Here is a 26,476-nt window from a genome sequence, read left to right as displayed (position 1 = left end):
ATTGCTTCCTCAAGGATTATTTAGAATACAATTCTACAATCAAGCTTTCGTTGATTTCAGCAGGTAAATCAGAACGATCCGGTGCAGATTTGAACGTACCTTCTAATTTAGAATGGTCAATTTCCATCCAAGAAGGCAAGCCACGTTGAGTCGCCAATTCAATTGCGTTTTTAATACGTAATTGTTGTTTAGCGCCTTCGTGAACTGCGATCACATCACCCGCTTTAACTTGGATAGACGCAATGTTAACACGACGGCCATTCAAAGTGATGCTACGGTGAGATACTAACTGACGAGCTTCTGCACGAGTAGAACCGAAACCCATACGATAAACGACGTTATCAAGACGGCTTTCAAGTAGCTTCAACAGGTTTTCACCAGTTGCGCCTTTAACACGAGCAGCTTCTTTATAGTAGTTACTAAATTGACGCTCTAAAACACCGTACATGCGACGTACTTTTTGTTTTTCGCGTAATTGTAGTGAGTACTCAGATTGTTTACCACCACGAGCCCCGCCGTGCTGGCCAGGAGCTTTCGCATGTTTTTTAGTCTTAACATCAAACGGTTTAACGCCTGATTTAAGTTGCAGGTCTGTCCCTTCGCGACGAGAGAGTTTGCATTTTGGACCAATATAACGAGCCATGAATGTTTCTCCTTACACGCGACGTTTTTTAGGTGGACGGCAACCGTTGTGAGGAATTGGAGTCACATCGGTAATGCTATTAATTTTATAACCCACTGCACCTAAAGCACGAACCGCAGATTCACGACCAGGACCAGGACCTTTTACAAGGACGTCCAAGTTTTTCAAACCGTAGTCTAAAGCAGCTTTACCAGCAACTTCAGCAGCTACCTGAGCAGCAAACGGAGTTGATTTACGTGATCCACGGAAGCCTTGTCCACCTGAAGTGGCCCAAGCCAGTGCATTACCTTGACGATCGGTAATAGTCACAATGGTGTTATTAAAAGAAGCGTGAATGTGTGCGACACCTTCAGAGACGGTACGAGTGACCTTCTTGCGTGCGCGAGTATCTTTAGCCATCTTTTAGCTTCCAGAAATCTTATTTCTTAATAGGTTTGCGCGGACCTTTACGGGTACGTGCGTTAGTTTTGGTGCGTTGACCGCGGACAGGCAAGCTGCGACGATGACGAAGACCGCGGTAGCAGCCTAAATCCATTAAACGTTTAATGTTCATGGAAATTTCGCGACGTAAATCACCTTCGGTCGGAACCTTAGCAACTTCTGCACGAATCGCATCAAGCTGAGCGTCATCTAATTCACGGATCTTAGTAGTTGGAGCAATACCAGCAGCAGCTAAGATAGCTTTTGAAGTATGGCGGCCAATACCAAAGATATACGTTAGAGAGATAACAGCATGCTTGTTATCCGGAATGTTTACACCGGCAATACGAGCCATTCAATTTTCTCCAAAAAGGCAGTAGATAATCAACCGCCCCACAAAAATCTTGAGGGGCGGATAATAACCTAATTCGCCTACAGAAATCAACAGGTCTTAATCAGATTAACCTTGACGCTGCTTATGACGAGGTTCTGCGCTACAAATTACGCGGATAACCCCATTACGACGGATAACTTTACAGCTACCACAAATTTTTTTAACAGAAGCTTGTACTTTCATGATGAAACCTCAAGTGCGCTTATCCCTTAGGATGAGCAGTCGTTTTTCTCATTAACGTTTGATTATCGTACTGGTGCAAAGTGAGATGTGATTGCAGCTGAGCCATAAAGTCCATCACCACTACCACAACAATCAGCAAAGAAGTACCACCCAAATAGAATGGAATACCAAATGAACTTTGCAATATCATCGGCATCAAACAAATGACGGTGATATAAATCGCGCCAATAAACGTCAAACGATTGAGAATATGATCTAAGTAACGAGCAGTTTGCTCACCTGGACGTATACCAGGCACGTAAGCTCCGCTGCGTTTCAAGTTCTCTGACACTTCTTTAGGACTAAATACCAGTGCTGTATAGAAGTAACAGAAAAAGATAATTAACGCACCAAAGAGCACCAAATACAACGGCTGACCAGGCGACAACACCAATGCCAAATCTTGCAGGCTACGTTTAATAAATCCAGCATTTGGATCTGCACTGCCCACCCATTGACCTAAGCTCGCAGGGAACAAAAGCAATGAACTGGCAAAAATTGCCGGAATCACACCCGCCATATTAATTTTTAATGGCAAATGTGTCTGCTGTGCAGTAAATACACGACGACCCTGTTGTTTTTGAGCATAGTTCACCGGAATGCGACGTTGCGCTTTCTCGATAAATACGATCGCTGCCAAGACACCTAAAGACAGTAAACCAAAAATTACCAAGCCGATTAGGCTGGTCTGGCCATTATCTACAGATGACAATGATTGCATAATCAGATTAGGCAATCCTGCAACAATACCCGCAAAGATGATCATGGAAATACCATTTCCCACCCCACGTTCGGTAATCTGCTCACCTAACCACATCAAGAACATGGTCCCGGCAACCAGTGAGGTTACTGCAGGAACATAAAAAGCCAAACCAGTATTCAGGGTAATTCCCTGACTGATGAGGCCCGCACACATACCTATTGCCTGTACCAGCGCCAAGAATAAGGTGCCTTGTCGTGTGTATTGATTAATTTTACGTTTGCCTTGCTCGCCTTCTTTCTTTAAAGCTTCCAGCGAAGGAACCACCGTTGACATCAGCTGCACAATAATCGATGCAGAAATGTAAGGCATGATCCCCAAAGCAAGAATCGACATTCGTTCTAATGCCCCTCCAGAAAACATGTTAAACAAACCCAGGATCGTACCTGAGTTTGCATTAAACAAGTTTTCCAACGCAGCATTATTGATGCCTGGTACTGGAATATGCGCTCCTAGTCGAAACACCAACAACGCACCAATGAGAAACATCATTCGACGAATAATTTCACGGTATTTCACATGAAATGGTTGGCCTTTCATCATGTTGACATGACCTGAAGAACTAGGAGTCATAGACACTGGGGATTACTCCTCGACTTTGCCGCCAGCAGCTTCAACAGCAGCTTTAGCGCCTTTAGTCAATGCAACACCTTGAATAGTGAATGCACGAGTAATTTCACCAGAAAGTACGATACGAGCACGAGTCATGTCTTTACGTACAACGTTCGCAGCTTTTAAAGTTTCTAGAGACACGATGTCGCCTTCAACTTTAGCAAGCTCAGATAAACGTACTTCAGCAGTTTTCAAAGCCAATTGGCTAGTGAAGCCGAATTTAGGCAAACGACGATAAAGTGCTGTTTGACCGCCTTCGAAACCTGGACGAGTACCACCGCTCTTACGTGAGTTTTGACCCTTGACACCACGGCCACCGGTCTTACCAACGCCAGAACCAATACCACGGCCTAGACGAAGGTTGTCACGTTTAGCACCTTCTGCAGGTGCAATTGTATTTAAACGCAGAGTCATGGCTTATTCCTCTACACTAACCATATAGTAGACTTGGTTGATCATACCACGGTTAGAAGGTGTGTCTAACACTTCTACAGTATGACCAATACGACGCAGACCTAAACCTTGCAGGCTAAGCTTGTGATTTTTCAAGCGGTGCGATGCAGATTTAGTCTGGGTAACTTTAATCGTTTTCATGATTGATTACCCTTGAATTTGTTCTACTGAAAGACCACGTTTCGCAGCAACCTTTTCAGGAGTAGTCATATCACGCAAACCATTGAAAGTTGCGTTTACTACGTTAGCAGCGTTAGTAGAACCACGGCATTTAGTCAACACGTTACGTACGCCTACAGCTTCTAGAACTGCACGCATAGCGCCACCAGCAATTACACCTGTACCTTCAGAGGCAGGCTGCATGAATACGCGACTAGCGCCGTGACGTGCATGAATTGGATGCTGTAACGTACCATCAACAAGGTCAACAGTAATCATATTGCGACGAGCAGCTTCAAGTGCTTTAGAGATAGCAGCTGGAACTTCACGTGCTTTACCACGACCAAAACCTACGCGACCATTACCATCACCCACAACAGTTAATGCTGTGAAAGAGAAGATACGACCACCCTTAACAACTTTGGCTACACGATCAACGGCAACCAGCTTTTCAACAAGACCTTCGTTTTGTTCAACTTTAGCCATGATTAGAACTCCAAGCCGTTTTCACGAGCAGCATCAGCCAAGGCTTTGATACGACCATGATATTTAAAACCAGAACGGTCAAATGCAACTTTAGTAACACCAGCTGCTTTAGCGCGTTCTGCGATTAAAGCACCTACTTTTTGAGCTGCTTCAACGTTACCAGTTGTACCCGCACGTAGAGTAGCGTCTAAAGTAGAAGCTTGCGCTAATACTTTGCCACCATCTGCAGAGATAACTTGAGCATAGATGTGACGCGGAGTGCGGTTTACACACAAACGAGTCGCACCCAATGCACGGATGTGCAAGCGTGTGCTTTTCGCACGACGCAAACGGGATTGTTTCTTTTCGTTCATAAGAACCTCGCGCCTTATTTCTTCTTAGCTTCTTTACGAAGTACAACTTCGTCAGAATAACGAACACCTTTGCCTTTATATGGCTCTGGTGGACGGTAACCACGGATATCTGCAGCAACCTGTCCTAAAGCTGCTTTATCAGCAGATTTAAGAATGATTTCAGTTGCAGTTGGAGTTTCAGCAGTTACACCTGCAGGAAGTGCATAATCGATCGGGTGAGAGAAACCAAGGTTAAGATGAACAACGTCACCTTTAACCGCAGCTTTATAACCAACACCGATAAGCTGTAACTTACGTTCGAAACCTTCGCTCACACCTTTTACAAGGTTGTTAAGCACAGCGCGAGCAGTACCAGCTTGCATCCAAGCGTCTTTCGACTCTTCTACTGGAGCAATAGCTAATGTACCGTCTTCCTGTTTAAGCTCGACCAGCGCATGCAGGTTGAAAGACAATGTACCTTTAGTGCCTTTCACTTCGACCTGCCGGCCGTTCTGAGTAACTGTTACACCGTTAGGTACAGTTACTGGGGCTTTAGCCACACGAGACATGAGGAATCACCTATTAAGAAACAAAAGCAATAACTTCACCACCAACGCCTGCAGCACGTGCAGCGCGATCAGTCATGATGCCTTTGCTTGTAGAAACAATTGCAATACCTAAACCTTGCTTAACGCTTGGAAGTGCATCTTTACCGCGATACTGACGTAGACCTGGACGGCTTACGCGTTTCACAGTTTCAATAACTGGTTTGCCTTCGAAATACTTTAAAGTCAAAGTAAGAGTTGGTTTGCCTTCAGCATCCGCAACTTCTACGTTTGAAATATAACCTTCTTGTTGAAGTAAGTTAGCAATTGCTACTTTCAACTTAGAATTAGGCATAGAAACAGATTGTTTCTTCGCCATTTGTGCGTTACGAACACGTGTTAGCATGTCGGCAACGGTATCTTGCATACTCATCTATAGTGCTCCTTACCAGCTTGCCTTAACAACGCCAGGTACATCACCTTGCATTACTGTTTCACGTAATTTGTTACGGCTTAAACCGAACTTACGGAAGTAACCATGAGGACGACCAGTTAAACCACAACGGTTACGTAGACGTACTGGAGATGCATTACGTGGTAATGCTTGTAATTTCATCATCGCTTCGAAACGTTCTTCGTCTGATGCATTTACGTTTGCAATAACAGCTTTTAATTCAGCACGTTTTGCAGCGTATTTAGCAACAGTAGCTTCGCGTTTCAATTCGCGATTAATCATACCTTTCTTAGCCATATCGACCTCTTATTTGAACGGGAAGCCGAATGCACGCATAAGCGCACGGCCTTCGTCATCGGTGCGAGCAGTCGTAGTAATGGTAATATCCATACCACGAATACGATCAATCTTGTCAAAATCGATTTCAGGGAACATGATTTGTTCCTTAAGACCCATTGAGTAGTTACCACGACCGTCGAATGATTTCGCAGAGAAACCACGGAAGTCACGAATACGAGGGATCGCAATCGAGATCAAACGGTCCAAGAATTCGTACATGCGTTCGCCGCGTAAAGTAACTTTACAACCGATCGGCCAACCATCACGGATTTTAAAACCAGCGATTGATTTACGAGCTAACGTAAGTACTGGTTTTTGACCAGCGATAGCTTGCATATCTGAAAGAGCACCATCAAGGAGTTTTTTGTCAGCAGCAGCCGCGCCAACACCCATGTTGATCGTGATTTTAGTGATGCGAGGAATCTCCATCACATTCTTAACGCCCAATACCTCTTGTAACTGAGCTTTAAGTTCGTCATTGTAACGTGTTTTAAGTCTGGCCATGGCCTATATCAACCTATTACTTCGCTACCGCCACTGATTCACCATTTGATTTGAATACGCGAGTTTTCACGCCATCAATCACTTGGTAACCAACACGGTCAGCCTTTTGGGTTGTAGCATTAAAAACTGCCACGTTTGAAATATGAAGCGAAGCTTCCTGAGTTACAACGCTACCTTCAGCGCCTGTAGCACGGTTCGGCTTCTGATGCTTCTTCACCAAGTTAAGGCCTTCAACCTTAACACGGTCATTAGAAACAGACAGAACAGTACCCTGTTTGCCTTTTTCTTTACCTGCGATCACAATTACTTGATCGCCTTTTTTAATCTTAGCCATGATCGCCTCTTATAGAACTTCAGGAGCCAATGAAATAATTTTCATGAACTGTTCAGTACGAAGTTCACGAGTCACTGGTCCGAAAATACGAGTTGCAATCGGCGCTTTGTTGTTGTTCAAAATAACAGCAGCGTTATCGTCGAAACGAATCACTGAACCGTCTGCACGACGGATACCGAATTTTGTACGAACCACAACCGCATTCATCACGTCACCTTTTTTAACACGTGCGCGTGGAATTGCTTCTTTTACAGTAACTTTAATAATGTCGCCAACAGAAGCATAACGACGATGCGAGCCACCAAGTACTTTAATACATTGTACGCGGCGTGCACCACTGTTGTCTGCTACGTCGAGCATAGTTTCGGTCTGAATCATTGCCCTACTCCAAAACCGAGCAACACCGGTCGAAATTTCGAAAGGCTCAAAGAGTACTCGAAATTGACCGATGATGCAACAAGAACGTTAATTACTCAGCAGCTGCTTCAACAACTTCAACTAGAGTCCAAGACTTAGTTTTAGAAATTGGGCGGCTTTCTTTAATGGTTACAACATCACCAGCTTTCGCTGTGTTGTTCTCATCATGAGCATGTAATTTTGTTGAACGGCGGATTAATTTGCCATACAACGGGTGTTGAACTTGGCGTTCAATAAGCACAACGATAGATTTATCCATCTTGTCGCTTACAACTTTGCCAGTTAACGTGCGGACTGTTTTATCACTCATTGTCCGTTCCCCTGTTTTTCGGTAAGGAGGGTCTTAATACGAGCAATAGTCTGACGAGTAAGTGCAACTTCATGCGATTTACCCAATTGACCAGTTGCTTTCGCCATACGAAGACGGAATTGGTTAAGCTGTTGCTCATCAAGCAAAGCTGTCAACTCTTCTACCGACTTTTCACGTAGATCTTTAGTTTTCATTACATTACCGTCCGAGTCACGATAGCGGTTTTAAACGGAAGCTTAGCTGCTGCAAGCGTAAACGCTTCGCGAGCCAGTTCTTCGTTAACACCATCAATTTCGTACAAGACTTTACCTGGTTTGATTTGGCAAACCCAATATTCCACAGAACCTTTACCTTTACCCATACGCACTTCAAGAGGCTTAGAAGTAATCGGCTTGTCCGGGAATACACGGATAAAGATCTTACCACCACGCTTAATACGACGGCTAATTGTACGACGCGCTGCTTCAATTTGACGCGCAGTCATTTGACCACGTTCAACTGATTTAAGTGCAATAGTACCGAAAGATACTGTGCTACCGCGGTGTGCTAGACCAGTGTTACGGCCTTTCTGCACTTTACGGAATTTAGTACGCTTAGGTTGCAACATGGATTATTCTCCTTTTTCAGCAGAACGATCATTGCGACGACCACGACGCTCTTGACCTTCACCACGACCACGACCGCGTTTAGCTGGACGTTCTTCTGCTGGAGCTGGGTTCATGACTTGTTTCATGCCGCCCAAGATCTCACCACGGAAGATCCAAACTTTAACACCGATCGTACCGTAAGTAGTCTCAGCACGCATAGTCGCATAGTCGATATCTGCACGAAGCGTATGTAGAGGTACACGACCTTCACGATACCACTCAGTACGAGCAATCTCAGCACCACCTAAACGGCCTGAAACTTCTACTTTGATACCTTTAGCACCAGCACGCATGGTGTTTTGTACCGCACGCTTCATAGCACGACGGAACATTACACGTTTTTCCAATTGAGAAGCGATAGCTTCAGCAACTAGACGCGCGTCTAAGTCTGGACGATCAATTTCATTGATACTTACTTGCGCAGGAACACCCATGATAGATGTCAATTCGCGTTGTAGTTTCTCAATATCTTCGCCTTTTTTACCGATCACGATACCAGGACGCGCAGTGCTAATAGTTACTTTAGCAGCGCCTGTAGGGCGTTCGATAAGAATATTGCTGATCATCGCGTTTTTAAGTTTTTTAGTTAAAAACTCACGAACTTGAAGATCTTTAAGCAAGTATTCAGCGTATTGTTTCGGATTCGCATACCAGTTAGCGTTATGACGTTTCACAACACCTAGGCGGATACCGATTGGATGAACCTTCTGACCCATATCAAACCCCTACCTTAACGGTGATGTGACAAGTACGCTTAGTAATACGATCTGCACGGCCTTTAGCACGTGGCATAATACGTTTCAGGCTCATGCCTTCATCAACGTAGATCGTAGAAACTTTAAGATCGTCTACATCTAAACTGTTATTGTGTTCAGCGTTTGCAATTGCAGATTCCAACGCTTTCTTAACTAGAACTGCAGCTTTTTTGTTGCTGAAGTTAAGAATGTTAAGAGCGTGCGCAACAGATTTGCCGCGGATAAGATCTGCAACCAAACGAGCTTTTTGTGCCGAGATAGCGGCACCGCGTAATTTAGCAGTTACTTCCATCATAGCACCCATTAACGTTTAGATTTCTTGTCAACACCGTGACCGCGATAGGTACGAGTTGGTGCAAATTCACCAAGCTTGTGACCAACCATGTGTTCAGAAATGATCACAGGAACGTGGTTACGGCCATTGTGTACAGAAATTGTTAAACCAACAAAATCCGGTAGGATCATCGAACGACGCGACCAAGTTTTGATCGGCTTACGGTTATTAGCCGCGATAGCCGCTTCAACCTTAGCGAACAAGTGCGCATCGACGAATGGGCCTTTTTTCAGAGAACGAGGCATTGTCAGATTCCTTTACTTGTTACTTAACGCGACGGTCGCGAATAATCATCTTAGTCGTACGCTTATTGGTACGTGTTTTGTACCCTTTAGCTTTTTGACCCCATGGGCTTACAGGTTGAATACCTTTATTACGCCCTTCACCACCACCATGTGGATGGTCAACTGGGTTCATCGCCATACCACGAACGGTAGGACGAACACCACGCCAGCGTGATGCACCAGCTTTACCTAGTGAACGAAGGTTGCTTTCTGAGTTAGATACTTCACCTAACACAGCACGGCATTCAACGTGAATTTTACGCATCTCGCCTGAACGTAGACGAACGATAGCGTAAGAACCGTCACGACCCAACAGCTGAACTGAAGTACCAGCTGAACGAGCTAACTGCGCGCCTTTACCGATTTTAAGTTCGATGTTGTGAAGAGTAGAACCGATTGGCATGTTGCGAAGCGGCAAGCAGTTACCTGGACGAATTGGAGCATCGTTACCAGACTGTACTTTATCGCCAGCGCGAAGGCCTTTAGGAGCGATGATATAGCGACGCTCACCGTCAGCATACAATACAAGTGCAATGTGTGCAGTACGGTTAGGATCGTATTCGATACGCTCTACAGTTGCAGGAATACCATCTTTGTTACGTTTAAAGTCAACTAGACGGTAGTGCTGCTTGTGACCGCCACCAACGTGACGAGTCGTGATGTGACCGTTGTTGTTACGGCCGCCAGTACGTTTTTTAGCTTCTACCAACGGAGCGTATGGTGCGCCTTTGTGAAGGTGATTATGAACCACTTTCTCTACAAAGCGACGTCCTGGAGACGTTGGCTTACATTTTTGAATAGGCATAATTCTCGTCCTTATTCCGCTGTGCTTTCAGCGGTATCGCCCAAGTCAGCCATTTCTACATCTTGGCCAGCTTTCAGGGTGACGTATGCTTTTTTAACATCAGAACGACGTCCTAATGTTTTACCAAAGCGTTTAGACTTACCTTTAGTGATAGTCGTGTTAACTTTAACAACTTCCACACCAAAGAGTTGTTCCACTGCTTTTTTGATTTCAAGCTTGTTTGCATTTAATGCAACTTTAAACACTTGAACACCAGCAGTTTCACCTAAAACTTGTGCTTTTTCTGAGAATACAGGTCCTTGCAGGACTTGATAGATACGTTCGTTGTTCATCCGAGTTCTACCTCAATTTTCTTAGCAGCAGCTACAGACATAACAACTTTGTCGAACGCAATCAAGCTAACCGGATCGATTGCAGCAGCATCAACCACATCAACGTGTGGAAGGTTACGTGCAGCAAGATACAGGTTCTCATCAACAGCATCAGTAACGATCAATGCGCGAGTCGCATTCAAGTCGTTAAGTTTTGCAAGCAATTCTTTAGTTTTTGGAGCTGCAACAGCAAACTCTTCAACTAAAACTAGGCGATCTTGACGAACAAGCTCAGCCAGGATGCATTGCATAGCACCGCGGTACATTTTACGGTTTACTTTTTGAGACCAGTCTTGTGGACGAGCAGCAAAAGTTTTACCACCGCCAACCCAGATTGGGCTACGAATAGAACCAGCACGAGCGCGGCCAGTACCTTTTTGACGGAATGGTTTTTTACCACCGCCAGAAACGTCTGCACGTGATTTTTGAGCTTTAGAACCTTGACGACCACCAGCTAAGTAAGCTGTAACAACTTGGTGTACAAGAGCTTCATTAAATTCACGACCGAACGCAACTTCTGATAATTCAACAGCAGAGCCGGAAACAGTATTTAAATTCACGTTATTTCCCCTCAGGCCTTGATAGTAGGACGAACAGTTACGTCGCCACCAGTAGCACCAGGAACCGCGCCTTTAACAACAAGAACTGAACGCTCAGTGTCGATAGCAACGATTTCAAGACCCTGTGTAGTTACGCGTTCAGCACCTAAATGGCCAGCCATTTTTTTGCCTTTGAACACGCGACCAGGAGTCTGGTTTTGACCAGTAGAACCTAGAACACGGTGAGAAAGTGAGTTACCGTGAGTAGCGTCTTGAGTACGGAAGTTCCAACGCTTAACACCACCTTGGAAACCCTTACCTTTAGAAGTACCAGTTACGTCAACAACTTGACCAACCTGGAACATTTCAACGGTAAGCGTACCACCAACTTCACGACCTTCAAGCTCAGCTTCTGAAACACGGAATTCTTGAACCAGACGACCAGCAGCAACACCCGCTTTCGCGAAGTGACCTTTCTGAGCGTTAGTTACGCGAGATTCGCGACGTTCACCAGTAGTGATTTGAATCGCTTGATAACCATCAGTTTCAAGCGTTTTGATTTGAGTGATGCGGTTAGGATCAACCTCAATCACTGTAACAGGCACAGAAACACCAGCATCTGTAAAGATACGTGTCATACCGCACTTGCGACCGACTAAACCAATAGCCATGTGCATAAACCTCTAAAAAAGCGGCCTAATTAACTTAGAGTGTTAATTAACCCGAAAGCCTTAACCCAATGCGATCTGAACATCAACACCAGCTGCAAGATCTAACTTCATCAATGCATCTACAGTTTTGTCTGTAGGTTGAACGATGTCGATCAAACGCTTGTAAGTACGGATTTCGTACTGGTCACGCGCGTCTTTGTTTACGTGTGGTGATGTTAAAACGTTAAAACGTTCAATACGTGTAGGCATTGGAATTGGACCACACACTTGTGCGCCAGTACGTTTTGCGGTTTCTACGATTTCTTGAGCTGATTGATCGATCAGACGATGATCAAAAGACTTAAGACGGATACGAATTCTCTGGTTAGACATACCAGTAAACTCCAAGCCAAATATATAAAGAATCACTCTTGACGCATCTCACCCCACTTTAATGTGGGCAAGTGTCAAGAGCAGTGAATTATCACTAAGGTCATGATCGATGCCACGACTGTAACGATAGTTAACTACTTTATTCGCAGTTAACCCCCTTCCTATTGAAGGGTCGCTTATTATAGCCATTGTTTATTGCATAAGCAAATCTCTTTTATGGTTTTATCCAAGTTTTAAATTCATGACTTAAATAATGGCTTATTGATTGAATATCAGGCAGTTTTTGCTAGAACATATTCTATCGCACGGTTTAATATATGATTTCCTTCGATAAATTTCTGTTTTTGGGTTTTTTTTAGCTCAACCAAGTTTTGTACATATTTTCCTGAGAATTGCCCCAGTTCTTCCTCATTTTCCAAAAACAACTCGAGTGTTTCGGGTGTAATTTCTGGATGAAACTGGAAACCCAATACATTTCTGCCCAGTTGATACATCTGATTACGACAGGCTTCATTTTCTGCCAGATGGATTGCACCTTTAGGCAGTTCAAAAGTTTCATTATGCCATTGTAGAATATTGAACTGCTCCGGCAAGCTAAAACATGATTCCGGCAGATTGACTACCCTCTGCACCGTGGTCCATCCCAATTCCTGCTCTGGATTGCGGCTAACGCCTGCACCCAGGGCATTTGCAATCAACTGCCCGCCCAGGCACAGGCCAATTGCCGGTTTACCGTGTGAAAGATAGCGACGCAACCAGCGTTTTTCTATTTTTAACCAAGGGAAATTTGCTTCATCATTCACACTCATGGTTCCACCCATAATGATCAGCAAATCCACCTCTTCTACTGCAGGCAATGCCTCGATCTCCAGAGGTGGGTCTATAGGTAAAGCAAAAAATTCAGTCGCGGTAATTTGCGCCTGATGCTGCTTCAAAAACTCATAACAACTACCGAAACCTTCACCAGCAATATGCTGAAAATAATGCACTTTTAAATGCGACTTCATGCTCCTCAACCTATTTTTTTAGCTATATGGCTTTAGCTTTTGCAAAAATGAAGCCAAGTTTTTTCTACCCCTGCTGTTTTTAAACAATTCATAACGTAACTGGCAGTGAGTCACAGATTCTCTTAAGCTAGAGTAATATTTGATTACATTTGAGCGCATTCACGTGAAACAAGACTCTCAAACTCGCCTGATTCATGCACCACGAAAGGCCCCTCAATTAATTTCGAGCATTCAGCCTCCCCTCTATCGTGCATCGACCATAATTTTTAACAATACCGATGCCCTGTTTAATCGCCATTGGAGCGATGAGTATGATTATAGTTATGGCACGCATGGCACACCCACTACGTTTACTCTTGGCGACAATATCGCCCAACTCGAAGGTGGCTTGTATCATCTGCTCGCACCGAGCGGTTTATCTGCGATTAATCTGGTGAATTCCTGTTTTTTAAGCCAGGGGGATGAGGTTTGGGTAGCTGACAACATCTATGGCCCAAACATGGAACATTTACGCAATCTGGAGAAGCGTTATGGAATTACGGTTAAAGTCTATAATCCGATAGAGATTGAAACTTTTCAGCCTACAGATAACGCCAAACTGATCTGGCTCGAGGCTGCCGGCTCAGTGACCCTGGAATTCCCAGATTTGACCGGTTTGGTGAAAAAGGCGCAGGCGCATAATATGGTGACTGTACTGGATAATACCTGGGGTGCAGGTCTGGCTTTTAATGCCTTTGATTTTGGTCATGAACATTTAAGTGTAGATATTACGGTACATGCACTGACCAAATATCCAAGCGGTGGTGGCGACATCCTGATGGGCTCAGTGGTCACACGAGATAAAGTCTTGCATAACCAACTGTTCCGTGCGCATGCCCTTCAAGGCATTAGTGTTTCTGGGGATGATGTGGCTCAGGTACAACGCAGTCTGGCGTCTATGCAACTGCGCTATGAACATCAGTCACAAAGTTGTCTCACTATTTTGGACTGGCTTAAACAGCAAACTGAGCTTATACAGGTATTGCATCCTGCTGATTCTGACAGCGCAGGCCATCCATACTGGAAAGAAATTTGCAGGCAAGCGCATAGTGCCGGTCTGGTCAGTGTAATCTTTGACAGCAAATACACAATACAGGATATCCGGAATTTCTGTGACAGTTTAAGCCTGTTCAAGCTTGGCTTTAGCTGGGGTGGTCCTGTCAGTCTGGTCATGTTATATAACTTAAATGACATGCGCGTGCTGCAACATTCCCACCTAAAAGACGGCTTACTGGTGCGATTCTGTATTGGTCTGGAACACCCGAAAGACTTGATTCAGGATATCCAGCACGCCTTGGAACAAATGAAAAAACTTAAACATGAATAATAGAAAGATCTATGGATAGATCAGCTGTTATTGCTAAAACTATTCCAGATAGGATACCGACGATGTTCTGTAATCATCATTTGCCCAGCGACCTGGCTTGATTGCAGGCACCACCGGTATCGTAAAGCTCCCGTGTTTAAAAGTATTGGCAGAGAGTTTTTTGAATTGGTGTACCCATGCCAGTGCCGATCTGGGATAGATCTGATGCAAAAAAACCACTCCATTCGCCTTCCGATTTCTGCAATGAGCTTGCTAATGCTGGCATCTAAACAACCCAACAAGCTGAAGAACATACAGCCAAGCAAGGTAGAGAAATAACTTTAGATATTATCGGCACGTTGACCACAAGTGCTGCCTATAGTCTGGACAGAAGAAGAACGAAACAGAAAATTATCCAAGGTTTACTTAACCCCCTTTTCAGGCGCACATAACCCTCTATTTTCCGATCATTATCACACTTCTTATGGAATATTTTTATATTCCATAATTTTTATAGGGTTTTATGGAGTGACACTATTGTAAAGCTTTTTTAAAAGATGTAATTTAAATACATCTTTTAAAAACAACTGCAGACAGCTCCCATGAATCCACAACATATTGAACTTGTACAAGCGACTGTTCCTGTTTTACGTGAAAACGGCGTAGCACTTACTACATATTTCTATAACCGCATGCTGAACAACCATCCTGAGTTGAAAAACACCTTCAACATGGATCATCAAAGTACCGGTCGTCAACCACGTGCCCTGGCTGCGGCAGTCTTGGCCTATGCCGAGAACATCACCAACCCGGGTGTTTTGGCCAAAGCCATCGAACGTATTACCACCAAACATGTCAGTCTGGATATTCAGCCAGATCAATATGCGATTGTCGGTGAAAATCTGTTACATTCGATCAGCGAAGTTTTAGATGTACCCATGGACTCCGAGCTGATTGCAGCCTGGAAAGAAGCATATATGCAACTGGCTGACATCCTGATTGGTGTAGAAAAATCCAAATATGCCACTCTAGCTTCTGAAAATGGTGGCTGGGCCGGCTGGCGCGAATTTGAAGTGGCAGCAGTCAATGATACGGATGCAGGTAAAATCTTTACACTCAAAGCTAAAGATGGTGCAGCGATTGCAAGTGCGGACGCAGGTGAACATATTTCAGTACGAGTACAGGTGCCTGAACAGAACATTCGCCAGCCACAGCAGTTCAGCTTTGATCAGGCTCAAAGTGGACAATATCAGATTACTGTGAAAGCTGAAGAAAACCCAACCGCGTTTTCAGTGGCACAAACACTGATTGACCATTATCAGGTGGGTGATATCGTCGAAGTGTCTGCCCCGCTCAAGCTTTAATGTCAAAAACGGTTTAGACTAACATCAGATCCTGATTAAAAGCTCCATTCGTGGAGCTTTTAGCATTCAATTCTTTCATTTTCTAGCTGTTGAACTTATGCAACTCAATAAATTCACTGACTATGCGCTTCGAATCCTGATGTATGTCGCACAGCCACGTGACTTCCCCTATACCATTGCAGAACTAGCCGAGCGCCTACAGGTTTCGCAAAACCATGCCATGAAAATCGTGCACTTTATGGCAAAACAGGACTGGCTGATTACTACCCGTGGTAAAGGGGGTGGCATACGTTTAAATCCAGCCAGCCTGAACCTTCAACTAGGACAGATTGTGCGGATTCTGCAACACGACAGCAATGTGGTGGAATGCAATAATCCCCCCTGCGTATTACGTCCAACTTGCGGTTTGAAAGGTATTTTAGATACTGCAGTCGATCAGTTTTATCACAGTCTGGATCAATATACGCTTCAAGATGTTGTTCTACCCAAAGATGCACGCTTTAGTTCAAAGTCCCCGATCGGCCTGATTAATCTTTAAAGTCTTTCAGTTCACATCTTATGAGTTATTCTTGCGGCAATGTTCGCTTGCCTGTGCGACTTCCTTTATAATGCTTCTTTGTAGATCATTTATTGAAGTTGAGTTATGCACCACAGCAGAGGAAAATCCAAAAACAGTAAGACAGCTCATGCGCCTAAGCAAAAGATCAGCTACGAGAAAAAAGTTGATTCTGCCATTACTGAATATGCTGTGCGCTCACTCAACTGGCTACGTAAAGCCGAATTTTTAATGAGTGCGCCCAAACTTAGTCTTTGTGTAGAAGATACTGGCTATGAAATTGCTTTTGCTGGTCGCTCGAATGCAGGGAAATCCAGTGCGATTAATGCCCTGACCAACCAGAAACAGTTGGCACGCGCATCCAAAAAACCTGGCCGCACCCAGATGATCAATTTTTTTAGCCTGGGCAATCCAGATCAGCGTCTGGTCGACTTACCCGGTTATGGTTATGCAGCTGTACCTGAAAAAATGAAACTGGTCTGGCAAAAAGAACTGGAAAATTACCTGATTCATCGCCAGAGTTTACAAGGCCTGGTGCTGCTGATGGACATTCGCCATCCACTGCAACACTTCGATGTGATGATGCTGGAATGGGCCTATTCCCGCCAGTTGTTCGTACATGTCTTGTTAACCAAGTCAGATAAACTGAATCGTGGTCCTGCATCCAAAGCCTTGCAGGAAGTCAAAGCGGCATTGAAAAAGATGAAGCTGGATTTCTCGATTCAACTGTTCTCATCAATGAATAAACAGGGTCTGGAAGAACTGGCCAGCGTCATGGGTGGCCGTTTGAACTTTACTTTAGATCAAGCCTCTCAATATGATCTGGACAGCATTCCGGAAGCATCAATCCATGATTTCAATGAATCGGATGAACCCCTTGAAGAACTCGAGCTTAGTGAATCTGATTTGGAGCATGTTGCTGAAGTATCGATGCATGCTTTAAATGAAGCTGAAGAGCCGCTTGAACTGCTTGAGCAGGATCCATCTGAGCTTAAAGCAGCAGATGAACTGAATCAGAACAAGCATTCTGAAGATTAACCATCTCATCAGAATTGTCTGGGATCATTCTTGATTTATTAAAACTTCCCTTATAAAAAGCAGACCAATGGCCTGCTTTTTTTTATTTTTAAATGCTTTAGCAGTCTGCTGCTTGAAGATCGGGTTCACGTGTATATCGATCCACCACGACACTGATCATCATATCACCCTGAACATTCACGACTGTGCGTACAGTATCGAGCAAGCGGTCGATCGGTAACAAAATGGCTATCGCCTCGGCAGGCAAACCGACCGACTGCAAGACCATGATCATGGTCACCATACCGGCACTCGGAATTCCCGGCGCACCCAAGGATGCAATCATCGCCGTGGCACAGACCACCAACTGCTGTCCCAGACTGAGATCCAGCCCCATTAAGTTGGCGATAAACAAGGCTGCTGCCGCTTCATAGAGTGCCGTGCCATCCATATTTAACTGGGTACCCAGTGGAATCACAAAACCTGCAGTCTGGGGCCGTACCCCTAAATTTTCCTGTGCGCATTTCATCGACAAGGGCATGGTAGCCGAACTGGAACTGGTGGCAAATGCAGTAATCAGGGCGGCTCTAGTACCCTTAAAGAACGTGATGGGATCCATCTTGCCGAAAACCCACAGCAATAGAGGCAAGACCACAAGACCATGGAAAACTGTGGTACCTGTGACCACTGCAGCAAATTCAGCCAGACGACTCAGTACAGAAATATCTTCAGTAGCGATCAGCTTGGCAAGTAGTGCAAAAATTCCGAGCGGTGCCAATTTCATGATCCAGCCAATCATCAACATCATGATGTCAAAAAACTGGAGACTCAGTTTGCGTACGGTACGGAAGCTGTCTCCACCTGCCACTAGCGCCACACCGATAAACAAGGCGAAAATCACCACTGCCAAAACGTTGCCATCCGCAAAAGCTTTGAACGGATTGATCAGGGTATTCTGAATAAAATTGGTAAAGAAAGATGAAGGTGTCAGGGTATCCGGTGTTTGATGTTGCGCCATGGCATCCTGGAACATCAGTACATCAACACCCTTACCGACATTAAACAGATGGGCACAGGTCAGACCTAAAATGAGCGCCAATGAAGTGGTTGTCACACAGCACATCAGGGTGATTTTCCAGGTTCGACTCAACTGTCCACCGGCCTGCAGATTCGACACCCCGACCACGATTGAAGTAAAAATAAGAGGGATCAAAATCATTTTAAGCAGCCCAATGAAAAGACTGCTGGCAATTCCAACCCCGTACAGGCCGATATCAAAAAACGTGCTTTGTGGAAATGTCGTCAGCAGGAATCCAAACAGCACCCCCAGTACGGCGGCAATTAAAATTTGCGTATTTAAACTCATCTTTTCATGCATTTTTAATATTGATCTTAAGCCGCACTATGCCATGCGTGTTCTATAGAATCGAGTAGTATTTTATAAACAGGTCATGAAAACATGACATTAAATAGCCATTTATATGCTACTTAAAAAAACAAAAAAAAACGAATCTGAACATTCGGTTTGTTGAACAAGAATAACCATTATTGTGTTTCGATTTCACGCAAACGGATCAGGCCTTCCTGAGTCGTACTACAGACCAGTTCGCCATTTTGCCACATCCGGCCAAAGTTCAGGCCACGTGAACTGGCACTTTGAGTCGCATCCATATCATATAGCATCCATTCATCCACCCGAAACGGTCTATGGAAGTACATGGCATGGTCAATACTGGCACATTGCAAACTTGGTGAAAGATAACTCAGACCATGGGGGCGCAGTGCAGTCGTCATCAGAGTAAAGTCAGAATAGAAAGCGGCGATGGCCTGATGCAGGGAAATATCATCCACCTCTGTGGCAATCTGGCCGTGGGTACGGATATAGTGCGCATAAGAAGGTGCTTCAGGTTGCGGCTGGAACGGATTCTGCGGATTGACCGGACGAATCTCGACATGACGATCACGTGTAAAGGTGGCCCGTACATTTTCCGGAATAAACTCGATAATCTGCCGGGTAAGTTCTGCTTCATTTTTCAGGCTTTCTGCCGGTGGATACTCGGGCTCTGAAATCTGATAGTTCAGACCTTCTTCCTGTGGAGCGAAAGACACCATACACATAAAAATGGTACGGCCATGCTGAATGGCACGTACTTGACGGCTGACAAAGCTCTTGCCGTCACGGATACGGTCTACTTCATAGATAATCGGTGCGTTGACATCTCCGCCAAACAAAAAATAGGCATGTAATGAGTGAGCCGGACGGTCTGTGGTATAAGATGCGGCGCGTAATGCCTGCCCTAAAACCTGTCCACCGAACACACGCTTGCCCACCAGATTCCGGCTGATTCCCCGGAAAATGTTTTCTTCTAACTTTTCTAAGCTGAGCAGCTCGACCAGTTCCTGTGTTAAGGCATTCATAAGTAACCTACGTAATATTGGAGATATCCCAAAATGGAAAAACAGATTTAAACAATTGATCTGGAATATTCTGCCACAAAATCAGACTGAAACTCTAAAGATTGCATGACTGTTCTGTCATACTCATGTCATAAGTCACTAGGAAAAGCATCTACTTTCACGCTAAAATTGAACTACTTCTGTTGAAGTTGTTAAAAAAAGATATATCGTTTCATCTTAGAAACCCGCAAAATAAATCCCCTCAGAAGCCCTGTGGTTTTGGTCAGTAAAATTAGGAGCAGCTATGTCCAAGAATGGCTTTGGTCAAATGTATCGCAAGCTTTCAAGTAAGTTACTTGATCTTGTGGTTACCCCTCATGTTCTTGGGGAAGTACCAAGTGAAGTGACAGCACCTGAATCTGATCAGACTACAGCAGAATCGCAAAAGCTGGTCTGCTACGTTTTACAGAACCATTCACGTAGTAATGCCCTCGTGGTCGATGCAGAAACGCGCCGTTTAAAATTACCGGCTGCACTTGATCCCATGCAACTGGGTAACCACAAGGAAAAAGCATCGTTGCTGTTTTTGCAGCATCATGATGAAAACAACCTGTTGAGTTCTCCCCCGCATGCTTTTCCGCCACGTCTGTTACGCCTGATTGAGGTTCTGGAACAGCATCCTGAGCTGGATGTCGAACTGGTTCCGGTAACAGTACTTTGGGGACGCGAGCCTGAAAAAGAAGATTCCTGGTTTAAGCTGCTGTTTACCGATACCTGGTCTACACCGAGCCGGGTCAAGCAACTGGTCAATATCGGCCTGCATGGTCGCCAGTCTTATTTAGAGTTCCATGAACCGCAGTCTTTACGCGCATTGATTAACTTTGCCAAAGAGACGCATCCAAATTCCGCGCCGGCAACCTATATTGTCAGCACTTTAAATGATTATCTAGATGGTCAGCGTGAAGTCATTCTCGGGCCGGATCTGTCCGACCGCCGTAATGTGATGCATGGTCTGATCAAGTCACCAGATGTACAGGCGGCGATTCGCAATGACAGTATCCGTAGTAAAACCTCGATGCTGGAATCCGAACGTCGTGCCATCGGTTATCTGAACGAAATCGTTTCCGATTATTCTCATTCTACCGTACGTTTTGCCGACAAAGCCCTGACCCGCTTATGGACCCAGCTTTATGACGGCGTGGAAGTCCATAATTTCAGTACCGTGCGTGAACTGGCCAAGGATTATGAAATTGTCTATACCCCCTGTCACCGCAGTCATATTGACTATCTGTTATTGTCTTATGTGATCTATCGCCGTGGTTTGATGGTGCCTTACATCGCAGCGGGCGATAACCTGAATATGCCTTTTGTCGGCCAGATTTTACGCGGTGGCGGTGCTTTCTTTATTCGCCGTACCTTCCGCGGCAACGCGCTCTATACCACGGTCTTTAAGGAATATCTGTATAGCGTCCTGTCACGTAATACCCCGCTAGAATACTTTATTGAAGGTGGCCGTTCACGTACCGGTCGTTTGCTACCGCCAAAAACCGGGATGCTGGCAATGACCGTGCATGGTCATTTACGTGGCAAGTCCAAACCGATTGTATTTGTACCGACCTATATCGGCTATGAACGCCTAATGGAAGGTGGTACCTATGTCGGTGAAATGAGTGGTAAGCCAAAAGAAGCCGAGTCTATTTTTGGTATTTTGAAAACCCTGCGCAAGATTGAACGCATTTTTGGCAAGGTGCACCTGAACTTCGGTAAACCGGTATTTCTGGATGATATCCTGAAACAGCATGGTGCAGAAAATATCAAGATCGAAAAGAACGATGATCCGGTTCCACAAGCGGTTTCTGACGCGGTGAATAGCTCTGCACAGGCTATTCTGGAAAATATTAACAGTGCAGTCGTGATCAATCCGGTATCGTTATTATCTTTAATCTTGCTGGCCACGCCAAAACATACGCTGGATGAAGAAATCTGTATCAAACAGCTGGATACTTATCGCACCTTGCTCACCGCTCTGCCTTATGATGAACGCATGCAGGTTACACCGCTGTCAGGCAAAGAAATAATTGCCTATGCGATGAAGCTGAAACTGATCAAACGGGTGAAGCATGTACTGGGCGATATTATTGCGATTGAAGATAATCAGGCGGTTCTGCTGACCTATTTCCGTAATAATATTGTGCATACTTTTATATTGCCATCCCTGATTGCAGCCCTGACTGAACATAACGGCACCATCCGCCGTCATGATGTGGTCAATATCAGCAGCACCCTATATCCTTTCCTCAAAGCTGAGCTATTTTTAAAATGGCATGAAGATGAGATTCAGGATCAGGTCAATGCCCATATTGACAACCTGATTTCTTCAAAACTGATCACGCAAGATGGCGAAAACCTGATTGCACCTGCACCGAATACTGAAGCGCATCATCAGCTCGAAGTTCTGGCTGCCCCAGTGACCCAAAGTCTGGAACGTTATTACATGACTTTGGCACTGATTACCCAACGTGGTTCAGGCAATATTTCGACTCGCCAGGTGGAAGAGCTGAGCTATCTGGTTGGTCAGCGTCTGTCTGTATTGTATGAGTTCAATTCGCCTGAGTTCTTCGATAAAGCCCTGTTCCAGAGCTTTATTAAAGTATTAACCCAGAAAGGTTATCTGTGCACCAATGAAGACAATGCGATTGTCTTTGATGAACAGCTGGCCAATGTAGCGAAATATGCCGATCTGGTATTGGACGAAGTGAAATTGCAGATGCTGCATCACATTACCGCCTTTACCGATGAAGAACTTAAAGAAGCCCTGGATGCAGTTGCGGCTGAACAAGCCAAGAAACGTGCGAAGCGGAAAAAAAAGTAAGATTAAATAAAAAAGAGAGGCTAAGGCCTCTCTTTTTTATTTAAGAATTTATAAGAAGTGAAAACTGAGAAGCTAATGCCATTATTTAAATATAGCATTCCCTCTCCTGAGCGAGTTTTAAAGCACGGCTTTTAAAACGAAGCGCAAGTGAGGATTAGGGAGAGTTGGTTTTAGATAAAATCCTCCCCTAACCCCTCCTTTGAAAAGGAGGGGAATTCCTCCCTTTAAAAAGGGAAGTTAGGAAGGGTTATTTTTCCCCATCAACTCCAAATAATCCTCATAACAATCTGGATGCTCTAACTCAAATCCCATTTTTTGCATTCGGGTCGCATAAAGTTTCTTACCTGTCACCTGCTCACTTTCCACCTTAAGCAAAGGAAGCCCCATCTGCCGTTGGAACCATTGCAATATTTCATGCAATAATTTTGGATCATTGTTTGTCACAATATAAGACTTTTCAGGATGTTCCACGTGAATCATCTGTGCTAAGAAACGTGATAAATCTTCAATGTGAATCCGGTTGGACCAGTGCAGATTCGGATAACTCGTCATCGAGGCGGCCATTTTTTGCAGGCGTATTACTGAAGTACCGTAAATACCGCTCGGACGAATGATCGTACATTGCTCAGGATAAGCAGCGAAATAAGCCTGCTCCATCTGCTGCAAGATTTTGCCCTGAGCATCAATTGGGTGAATTTCGGTTTCGTCATCTACGATTCCACCGGAATTTTGACCACACACTCGTGTCGATGACACCACTACAATCCGTTTCACCGGATGCTGTTTCAAGGCAGCCACAATAGGTTGAACCGAATCCAGATAAGTCTGCTGATAACCTTCAACCGTACTTTGTTTTGGACTAAGTAATACATAGACCCAGTCAATTGGTGTAATTGCTGTTAAATCCAGTTGATGCACATCCTGAATCAGATGAGTTGCGAATGAATCTGTTTTGGGACTCTGGCTAATTGTGCTAATTTGATGACCTTGCTCAAATAGTTGTTTAGCCACACGTCGGGATGTTTTACCATAACCGATAAATAAAATATGCATTGAGCACCGAATCACAAATCTGGTTGAGGGGACATGGCTGCAGTCCATCAGTTACAAGGCGTTGGCAATGCCGCCGCCGCATTACTCGAAAAACTAAATATCTTCAATACTGATGATTTGCTTTTTCATCTACCACGTGACTATGAAGACCGTAGCACGATCATCCCCATGAATCAATTGAGCGTGGGACGCAGCTATCTGCTGGAAGGTATCGTTAAAGGCGTGGATTTTCCACCTGGCAAACGCAAATCCATGGCTGTGCTGCTAGATGATGATTTTGGCAAAGTCACTTTACGTTTTTATCATATTTATAAAGGCATTACCGACCGCTGCAAACTGGGTAACCGTTTAAGAATTTTTGGTGAAGTGCGGGTAGGTGCGCGCGGTCTGGAAATGTATCATCCCGAATTGCAAGTCATTACTGAGGACACACCTTTACCTCAAACCCAGCTCACGGCGATTTACCCTGCGACTGAAGGCCTGACCCAGCCAAAAATACGGGACTATATTCAGCAGGCCTTGGCTCAATACAGCGATCATCTGCCTGAATTGCTGCCAGCAAAATTTAGCAATGGTTATGCGCTGAAACAAGCACTGGAATATATCCATCACCCGCCAATCAATGCCAATATGCTGCAGCTCGCACAAGGCTCACATCCTGCACAGCAGCGCCTGATCTTTGAAGAGCTGGTAGCGCATCAGATCAGCCTATTGACACGTCGGGCCTTCATCCAGCAGGTCGAAGCGCCTTCATTTGCGCCAAGTCAGACCTATGCCAAACGATTACTGGCCAGTCTGGCTTTTGAAATGACCGGTGCGCAAAAACGTGTATCCAGAGAAATTGCACAGGATTTAAGAACCAATAAACCGATGTTGCGTCTGGTGCAAGGCGATGTCGGTGCCGGCAAAACTTTGGTTGCTGCTATAGCGGCCTGCCATGCCCTGGAAGAAGGCTGGCAAGTAGCATTAATGGCACCGACCGAGATTCTAGCCGAGCAGCATTATCTCAACTTTAAACGCTGGTTTGAACCTTTAGGCTTAAATGTAGCCTGGTTGTCCGGCAAGCAGAAAGGTAAAGCGCGCGCAGCAGCAGAACAGCTGATTCGGGACGGAAGTGCCCATCTGGTCATCGGGACTCATGCCCTGTTTCAGGAGAATGTCGAGTTTGCCAACCTGGGTCTGGTGATTATTGATGAACAGCACCGCTTTGGTGTGGATCAGCGCCTTGCACTCAGAAATAAAGGTCTGGATGGTATGTCACCGCATCAACTGGTGATGACTGCGACTCCAATTCCACGCACACTGGCTATGTCTGCCTATGGTGATCTGGATACCTCTGTGATTGACGAGCTGCCGCCGGGCCGTACCCCGATTCAGACCGTGACCATTCCATTAGACCGGCGCGAAGAAGTCTTGCAACGGATTGCCAGCAACTGTGGTGAAGGCAAGCAGGCATATTGGGTGTGTACACTGGTAGAACAGTCCGAAACTTTAGATGCCCAAGCCGCAGAAGCCACTTTCACTGAAATTCGCGAGCGCTTTCCTGCGCTGAATATCGGACTGGTACATGGCAAGATGAAAGCCGATGAAAAACAGGCGGTAATGCAGCAGTTTAAAAATAATGAATTACAGCTCCTGATTGCCACCACCGTGATAGAAGTCGGCGTCGATGTACCCAATGCCTCCATTATGGTGATTGAAAATGCTGAACGTCTGGGCTTATCTCAACTGCATCAGCTACGTGGTCGGGTCGGTCGTGGCGCCAAAGCCAGCTTCTGTGCCCTACTGTATAAACATCCGCTGTCGCAAAATGGTCAGGAACGTTTAAGAATCATGCGCGAAACCAATGATGGTTTCATGATTGCCGAGAAAGACCTGGAATTGCGTGGCCCAGGTGAACTGCTTGGAACCAAGCAGACTGGCGACATGAATTTCCGTGTGGCCAAACTGGAACGTGATGATCACCTGCTCAATCAGGCACATTATGTGGCCCAGCAGATGCTCAAGGATTATCCTGATCAGGCCGAAGCATTATTGCAACGCTGGCTACCGGAAGCACCGCGCTATGCCTATGTTTAAATTACTGCAACACGGAAAATCCTGGCTCACCCGCTTACAGCCCTGTCAGCTCTGCCTGACCGATTATCAGTCCATTCATTCAGTCTGTGAAGATTGCTGGCGACAATTACCCTGGGCACATCAAACCATTCAACGGCAGGAAATGCAATTCCAGATTGCCTGCGACTATGCCTATCCGATGGATCGTTTGATTCAACTGTTTAAATATGAACAGAAACTGCATTTGCAAAATTTACTGGCAGGTGCGCTGTTAAGTTTAGACCTGCCTAAAGTCAGTGCGATAGTACCGATGCCGATCTCGAATGAGCGTCTGGCCGAGCGCGGTTATAATCAATCTCTGGTACTGGCCAAACATGTGGCAAAACAGTTGAATGCACCCATCTGGCAACCTGTTCGACGACTAAAACAACACTCGCAAAAGGGCCTAAGCCGGCTGGAGCGAATTGAAGATATCCAGTCACAATTCCAGATCAGCACCATTTCCAAGCTGCGGTATCGTCGGGTGCTGATTATCGATGATGTCGTCACGACTGGCAGCTCGATCCGGGCACTCAGCCAAACACTTGAACAACTGGGTTGTCAAAAAATTTATGCGGCCTGTCTGGCCGGTGCGGGAATCTGAAC

The 26,476-nt window shown here is 45.1% G+C and carries 36 protein-coding genes and 2 pseudogenes; 7 read left to right on the top strand and 31 right to left on the bottom strand.

Annotation, left to right across the window (positions count from 1 at the left end; all coding sequences use genetic code 11):
- Positions 1-16 precede the first annotated feature (16 nt).
- From rpsD to H9629_RS09215, 27 genes and pseudogenes are all read right to left on the bottom strand, one after another.
- On the bottom strand, positions 17-643 hold the full coding sequence (rpsD, locus tag H9629_RS09345; RefSeq protein ID WP_064094516.1) for a 30S ribosomal protein S4: 627 nt from the start codon (positions 641-643) through the stop codon (positions 17-19).
- Positions 644-655: 12 nt separating this feature from the next.
- Positions 656-1,042, bottom strand: a complete 387-nt coding sequence (gene rpsK, locus H9629_RS09340) for a 30S ribosomal protein S11 (RefSeq protein WP_004281491.1) — start codon at positions 1,040-1,042, stop codon at positions 656-658.
- A gap of 19 nt (positions 1,043-1,061) precedes the next feature.
- Positions 1,062-1,418: a 30S ribosomal protein S13 gene (gene rpsM / locus H9629_RS09335; RefSeq protein WP_004281492.1), complete on the bottom strand. Its 357-nt coding sequence runs from the start codon at positions 1,416-1,418 to the stop codon at positions 1,062-1,064.
- A 105-nt stretch (positions 1,419-1,523) separates the two neighbouring features.
- Positions 1,524-1,640 (bottom strand): 50S ribosomal protein L36, encoded by a 117-nt coding sequence (gene rpmJ / locus H9629_RS09330; protein WP_000867907.1) that lies wholly within the window; start codon positions 1,638-1,640, stop codon positions 1,524-1,526.
- 19 nt (positions 1,641-1,659) lie between these two features.
- Positions 1,660-2,979 carry a preprotein translocase subunit SecY gene (gene secY, locus H9629_RS09325; RefSeq protein WP_171254898.1) on the bottom strand — a complete coding sequence of 440 codons (1,320 nt, stop codon included), beginning with the start codon at positions 2,977-2,979 and terminating at the stop codon, positions 1,660-1,662.
- 45 nt (positions 2,980-3,024) lie between these two features.
- Positions 3,025-3,465: a 50S ribosomal protein L15 gene (gene rplO, locus H9629_RS09320; RefSeq protein WP_064094518.1), complete on the bottom strand. Its 441-nt coding sequence runs from the start codon at positions 3,463-3,465 to the stop codon at positions 3,025-3,027.
- 3 nt (positions 3,466-3,468) lie between these two features.
- A complete protein-coding gene (rpmD, locus tag H9629_RS09315; RefSeq protein ID WP_004281495.1) occupies positions 3,469-3,645 on the bottom strand; it encodes a 50S ribosomal protein L30 in 177 nt (58 codons plus the stop codon).
- Between the two features lie 6 nt (positions 3,646-3,651).
- The gene (rpsE, locus tag H9629_RS09310) at positions 3,652-4,149 is read right to left on the bottom strand and encodes a 30S ribosomal protein S5 (RefSeq protein ID WP_004281496.1); all 498 of its coding nucleotides are present in this window, start codon (positions 4,147-4,149) and stop codon (positions 3,652-3,654) included.
- A gap of 2 nt (positions 4,150-4,151) precedes the next feature.
- Positions 4,152-4,502, bottom strand: coding sequence for a 50S ribosomal protein L18 (gene rplR / locus H9629_RS09305; RefSeq protein ID WP_004281497.1), 351 nt, complete (start codon positions 4,500-4,502; stop codon positions 4,152-4,154).
- Positions 4,503-4,516: 14 nt separating this feature from the next.
- A complete protein-coding gene (gene rplF / locus H9629_RS09300) occupies positions 4,517-5,050 on the bottom strand; it encodes a 50S ribosomal protein L6 (protein ID WP_064094519.1) in 534 nt (177 codons plus the stop codon).
- A 13-nt stretch (positions 5,051-5,063) separates the two neighbouring features.
- Positions 5,064-5,459, bottom strand: coding sequence for a 30S ribosomal protein S8 (gene rpsH, locus H9629_RS09295; protein ID WP_064094520.1), 396 nt, complete (start codon positions 5,457-5,459; stop codon positions 5,064-5,066).
- Positions 5,460-5,471: 12 nt separating this feature from the next.
- The gene (rpsN, locus tag H9629_RS09290) at positions 5,472-5,777 is read right to left on the bottom strand and encodes a 30S ribosomal protein S14 (protein ID WP_004732275.1); all 306 of its coding nucleotides are present in this window, start codon (positions 5,775-5,777) and stop codon (positions 5,472-5,474) included.
- Positions 5,778-5,786: 9 nt separating this feature from the next.
- Complete coding sequence (gene rplE / locus H9629_RS09285; protein ID WP_004645057.1) at positions 5,787-6,323, bottom strand: 50S ribosomal protein L5; 537 nt, start codon at positions 6,321-6,323, stop codon at positions 5,787-5,789.
- Between the two features lie 16 nt (positions 6,324-6,339).
- The gene (rplX, locus tag H9629_RS09280; protein WP_004281502.1) at positions 6,340-6,657 is read right to left on the bottom strand and encodes a 50S ribosomal protein L24; all 318 of its coding nucleotides are present in this window, start codon (positions 6,655-6,657) and stop codon (positions 6,340-6,342) included.
- A 9-nt stretch (positions 6,658-6,666) separates the two neighbouring features.
- Complete coding sequence (rplN, locus tag H9629_RS09275; protein ID WP_004281503.1) at positions 6,667-7,035, bottom strand: 50S ribosomal protein L14; 369 nt, start codon at positions 7,033-7,035, stop codon at positions 6,667-6,669.
- Between the two features lie 91 nt (positions 7,036-7,126).
- Complete coding sequence (rpsQ, locus tag H9629_RS09270; RefSeq protein WP_004281504.1) at positions 7,127-7,384, bottom strand: 30S ribosomal protein S17; 258 nt, start codon at positions 7,382-7,384, stop codon at positions 7,127-7,129.
- Positions 7,381-7,578 carry a 50S ribosomal protein L29 gene (gene rpmC, locus H9629_RS09265; protein ID WP_004281505.1) on the bottom strand — a complete coding sequence of 66 codons (198 nt, stop codon included), beginning with the start codon at positions 7,576-7,578 and terminating at the stop codon, positions 7,381-7,383. Before rpmC ends, rpsQ begins: the two co-directional genes overlap by 4 nt.
- Positions 7,578-7,991, bottom strand: a complete 414-nt coding sequence (rplP, locus tag H9629_RS09260; protein WP_004281506.1) for a 50S ribosomal protein L16 — start codon at positions 7,989-7,991, stop codon at positions 7,578-7,580. Before rplP ends, rpmC begins: the two co-directional genes overlap by 1 nt.
- Positions 7,931-8,747, bottom strand: a pseudogene (gene rpsC, locus H9629_RS09255) (30S ribosomal protein S3). The gene rplP and the pseudogene rpsC overlap by 61 nt, the downstream one beginning before the upstream one ends.
- Position 8,748: 1 nt before the next feature.
- On the bottom strand, positions 8,749-9,078 hold the full coding sequence (rplV, locus tag H9629_RS09250; protein ID WP_001982638.1) for a 50S ribosomal protein L22: 330 nt from the start codon (positions 9,076-9,078) through the stop codon (positions 8,749-8,751).
- 11 nt (positions 9,079-9,089) lie between these two features.
- The gene (rpsS, locus tag H9629_RS09245) at positions 9,090-9,365 is read right to left on the bottom strand and encodes a 30S ribosomal protein S19 (protein WP_004673001.1); all 276 of its coding nucleotides are present in this window, start codon (positions 9,363-9,365) and stop codon (positions 9,090-9,092) included.
- Positions 9,366-9,384: 19 nt separating this feature from the next.
- Positions 9,385-10,209 carry a 50S ribosomal protein L2 gene (gene rplB, locus H9629_RS09240; protein WP_064094522.1) on the bottom strand — a complete coding sequence of 275 codons (825 nt, stop codon included), beginning with the start codon at positions 10,207-10,209 and terminating at the stop codon, positions 9,385-9,387.
- 11 nt (positions 10,210-10,220) lie between these two features.
- Positions 10,221-10,541: a 50S ribosomal protein L23 gene (gene rplW / locus H9629_RS09235; RefSeq protein ID WP_004281510.1), complete on the bottom strand. Its 321-nt coding sequence runs from the start codon at positions 10,539-10,541 to the stop codon at positions 10,221-10,223.
- The gene (gene rplD, locus H9629_RS09230; RefSeq protein WP_035265093.1) at positions 10,538-11,140 is read right to left on the bottom strand and encodes a 50S ribosomal protein L4; all 603 of its coding nucleotides are present in this window, start codon (positions 11,138-11,140) and stop codon (positions 10,538-10,540) included. The genes rplW and rplD overlap by 4 nt, the downstream gene beginning before the upstream one ends.
- 11 nt (positions 11,141-11,151) lie before the next feature.
- Positions 11,152-11,790 (bottom strand): 50S ribosomal protein L3, encoded by a 639-nt coding sequence (rplC, locus tag H9629_RS09225; RefSeq protein ID WP_064094523.1) that lies wholly within the window; start codon positions 11,788-11,790, stop codon positions 11,152-11,154.
- A 60-nt stretch (positions 11,791-11,850) separates the two neighbouring features.
- Positions 11,851-12,162, bottom strand: coding sequence for a 30S ribosomal protein S10 (rpsJ, locus tag H9629_RS09220; protein WP_000070912.1), 312 nt, complete (start codon positions 12,160-12,162; stop codon positions 11,851-11,853).
- Positions 12,163-12,434: 272 nt separating this feature from the next.
- Positions 12,435-13,169, bottom strand: coding sequence for a type 1 glutamine amidotransferase (locus H9629_RS09215; RefSeq protein WP_144723650.1), 735 nt, complete (start codon positions 13,167-13,169; stop codon positions 12,435-12,437).
- Between the two features lie 163 nt (positions 13,170-13,332).
- Between H9629_RS09215 and H9629_RS09210 the strand changes: the two genes are divergently transcribed.
- Positions 13,333-14,535, top strand: coding sequence for a PLP-dependent transferase (locus H9629_RS09210; RefSeq protein ID WP_064095161.1), 1,203 nt, complete (start codon positions 13,333-13,335; stop codon positions 14,533-14,535).
- A 136-nt stretch (positions 14,536-14,671) separates the two neighbouring features.
- Here the strand turns inward: H9629_RS09210 and H9629_RS15475 are convergent, their stop codons facing one another.
- On the bottom strand, positions 14,672-14,800 hold the full coding sequence (locus H9629_RS15475; protein ID WP_263600639.1) for a hypothetical protein: 129 nt from the start codon (positions 14,798-14,800) through the stop codon (positions 14,672-14,674).
- A gap of 316 nt (positions 14,801-15,116) precedes the next feature.
- Here H9629_RS15475 and H9629_RS09205 point away from each other — a divergent pair, with 316 nt between their 5' ends.
- The 3 genes and pseudogenes from H9629_RS09205 to yihA all read left to right on the top strand — a co-directional run.
- Positions 15,117-15,878, top strand: coding sequence for a globin domain-containing protein (locus H9629_RS09205; protein WP_064094526.1), 762 nt, complete (start codon positions 15,117-15,119; stop codon positions 15,876-15,878).
- Between the two features lie 97 nt (positions 15,879-15,975).
- Positions 15,976-16,416, top strand: a complete 441-nt coding sequence (locus H9629_RS09200; RefSeq protein ID WP_064094527.1) for an RrF2 family transcriptional regulator — start codon at positions 15,976-15,978, stop codon at positions 16,414-16,416.
- Between the two features lie 105 nt (positions 16,417-16,521).
- Positions 16,522-17,298, top strand: a pseudogene (yihA, locus tag H9629_RS09195) (ribosome biogenesis GTP-binding protein YihA/YsxC); the annotation flags it as partial.
- Positions 17,299-17,569: 271 nt separating this feature from the next.
- Here the strand turns inward: yihA and H9629_RS09190 are convergent.
- Together H9629_RS09190 and H9629_RS09185 are read right to left on the bottom strand one after the other, a co-directional pair.
- A complete protein-coding gene (locus H9629_RS09190; RefSeq protein ID WP_064102404.1) occupies positions 17,570-18,817 on the bottom strand; it encodes a dicarboxylate/amino acid:cation symporter in 1,248 nt (415 codons plus the stop codon).
- 179 nt (positions 18,818-18,996) lie between these two features.
- Positions 18,997-19,869: an acyl-CoA thioesterase gene (locus tag H9629_RS09185; protein WP_064094530.1), complete on the bottom strand. Its 873-nt coding sequence runs from the start codon at positions 19,867-19,869 to the stop codon at positions 18,997-18,999.
- Positions 19,870-20,152: 283 nt separating this feature from the next.
- On the opposite strand from H9629_RS09185, the gene plsB reads away from it, so the two are divergent.
- A complete protein-coding gene (gene plsB, locus H9629_RS09180; protein WP_191730979.1) occupies positions 20,153-22,720 on the top strand; it encodes a glycerol-3-phosphate 1-O-acyltransferase PlsB in 2,568 nt (855 codons plus the stop codon).
- Positions 22,721-22,957: 237 nt separating this feature from the next.
- Here plsB and H9629_RS09175 read toward each other — a convergent pair whose 3' ends face one another.
- On the bottom strand, positions 22,958-23,773 hold the full coding sequence (locus H9629_RS09175; RefSeq protein ID WP_064094532.1) for an NAD(P)H-binding protein: 816 nt from the start codon (positions 23,771-23,773) through the stop codon (positions 22,958-22,960).
- 33 nt (positions 23,774-23,806) lie between these two features.
- Here H9629_RS09175 and recG point away from each other — a divergent pair, with 33 nt between their 5' ends.
- Complete coding sequence (recG, locus tag H9629_RS09170) at positions 23,807-25,852, top strand: ATP-dependent DNA helicase RecG (protein ID WP_191730978.1); 2,046 nt, start codon at positions 23,807-23,809, stop codon at positions 25,850-25,852.
- Positions 25,839-26,474: a ComF family protein gene (locus H9629_RS09165; protein ID WP_064094534.1), complete on the top strand. Its 636-nt coding sequence runs from the start codon at positions 25,839-25,841 to the stop codon at positions 26,472-26,474. The genes recG and H9629_RS09165 overlap by 14 nt, the downstream gene beginning before the upstream one ends.
- Positions 26,475-26,476: the final 2 nt, after the last annotated feature.

Origin of the sequence: Acinetobacter pecorum (assembly GCF_014837015.1) — a bacterium.
GTDB classification, from domain to species: Bacteria; Pseudomonadota; Gammaproteobacteria; order Pseudomonadales; family Moraxellaceae; genus Acinetobacter; species Acinetobacter pecorum.
Note: the sequence above shows the minus strand (reverse complement) of the source record. Positions and strands in the feature narration are given on the sequence as shown.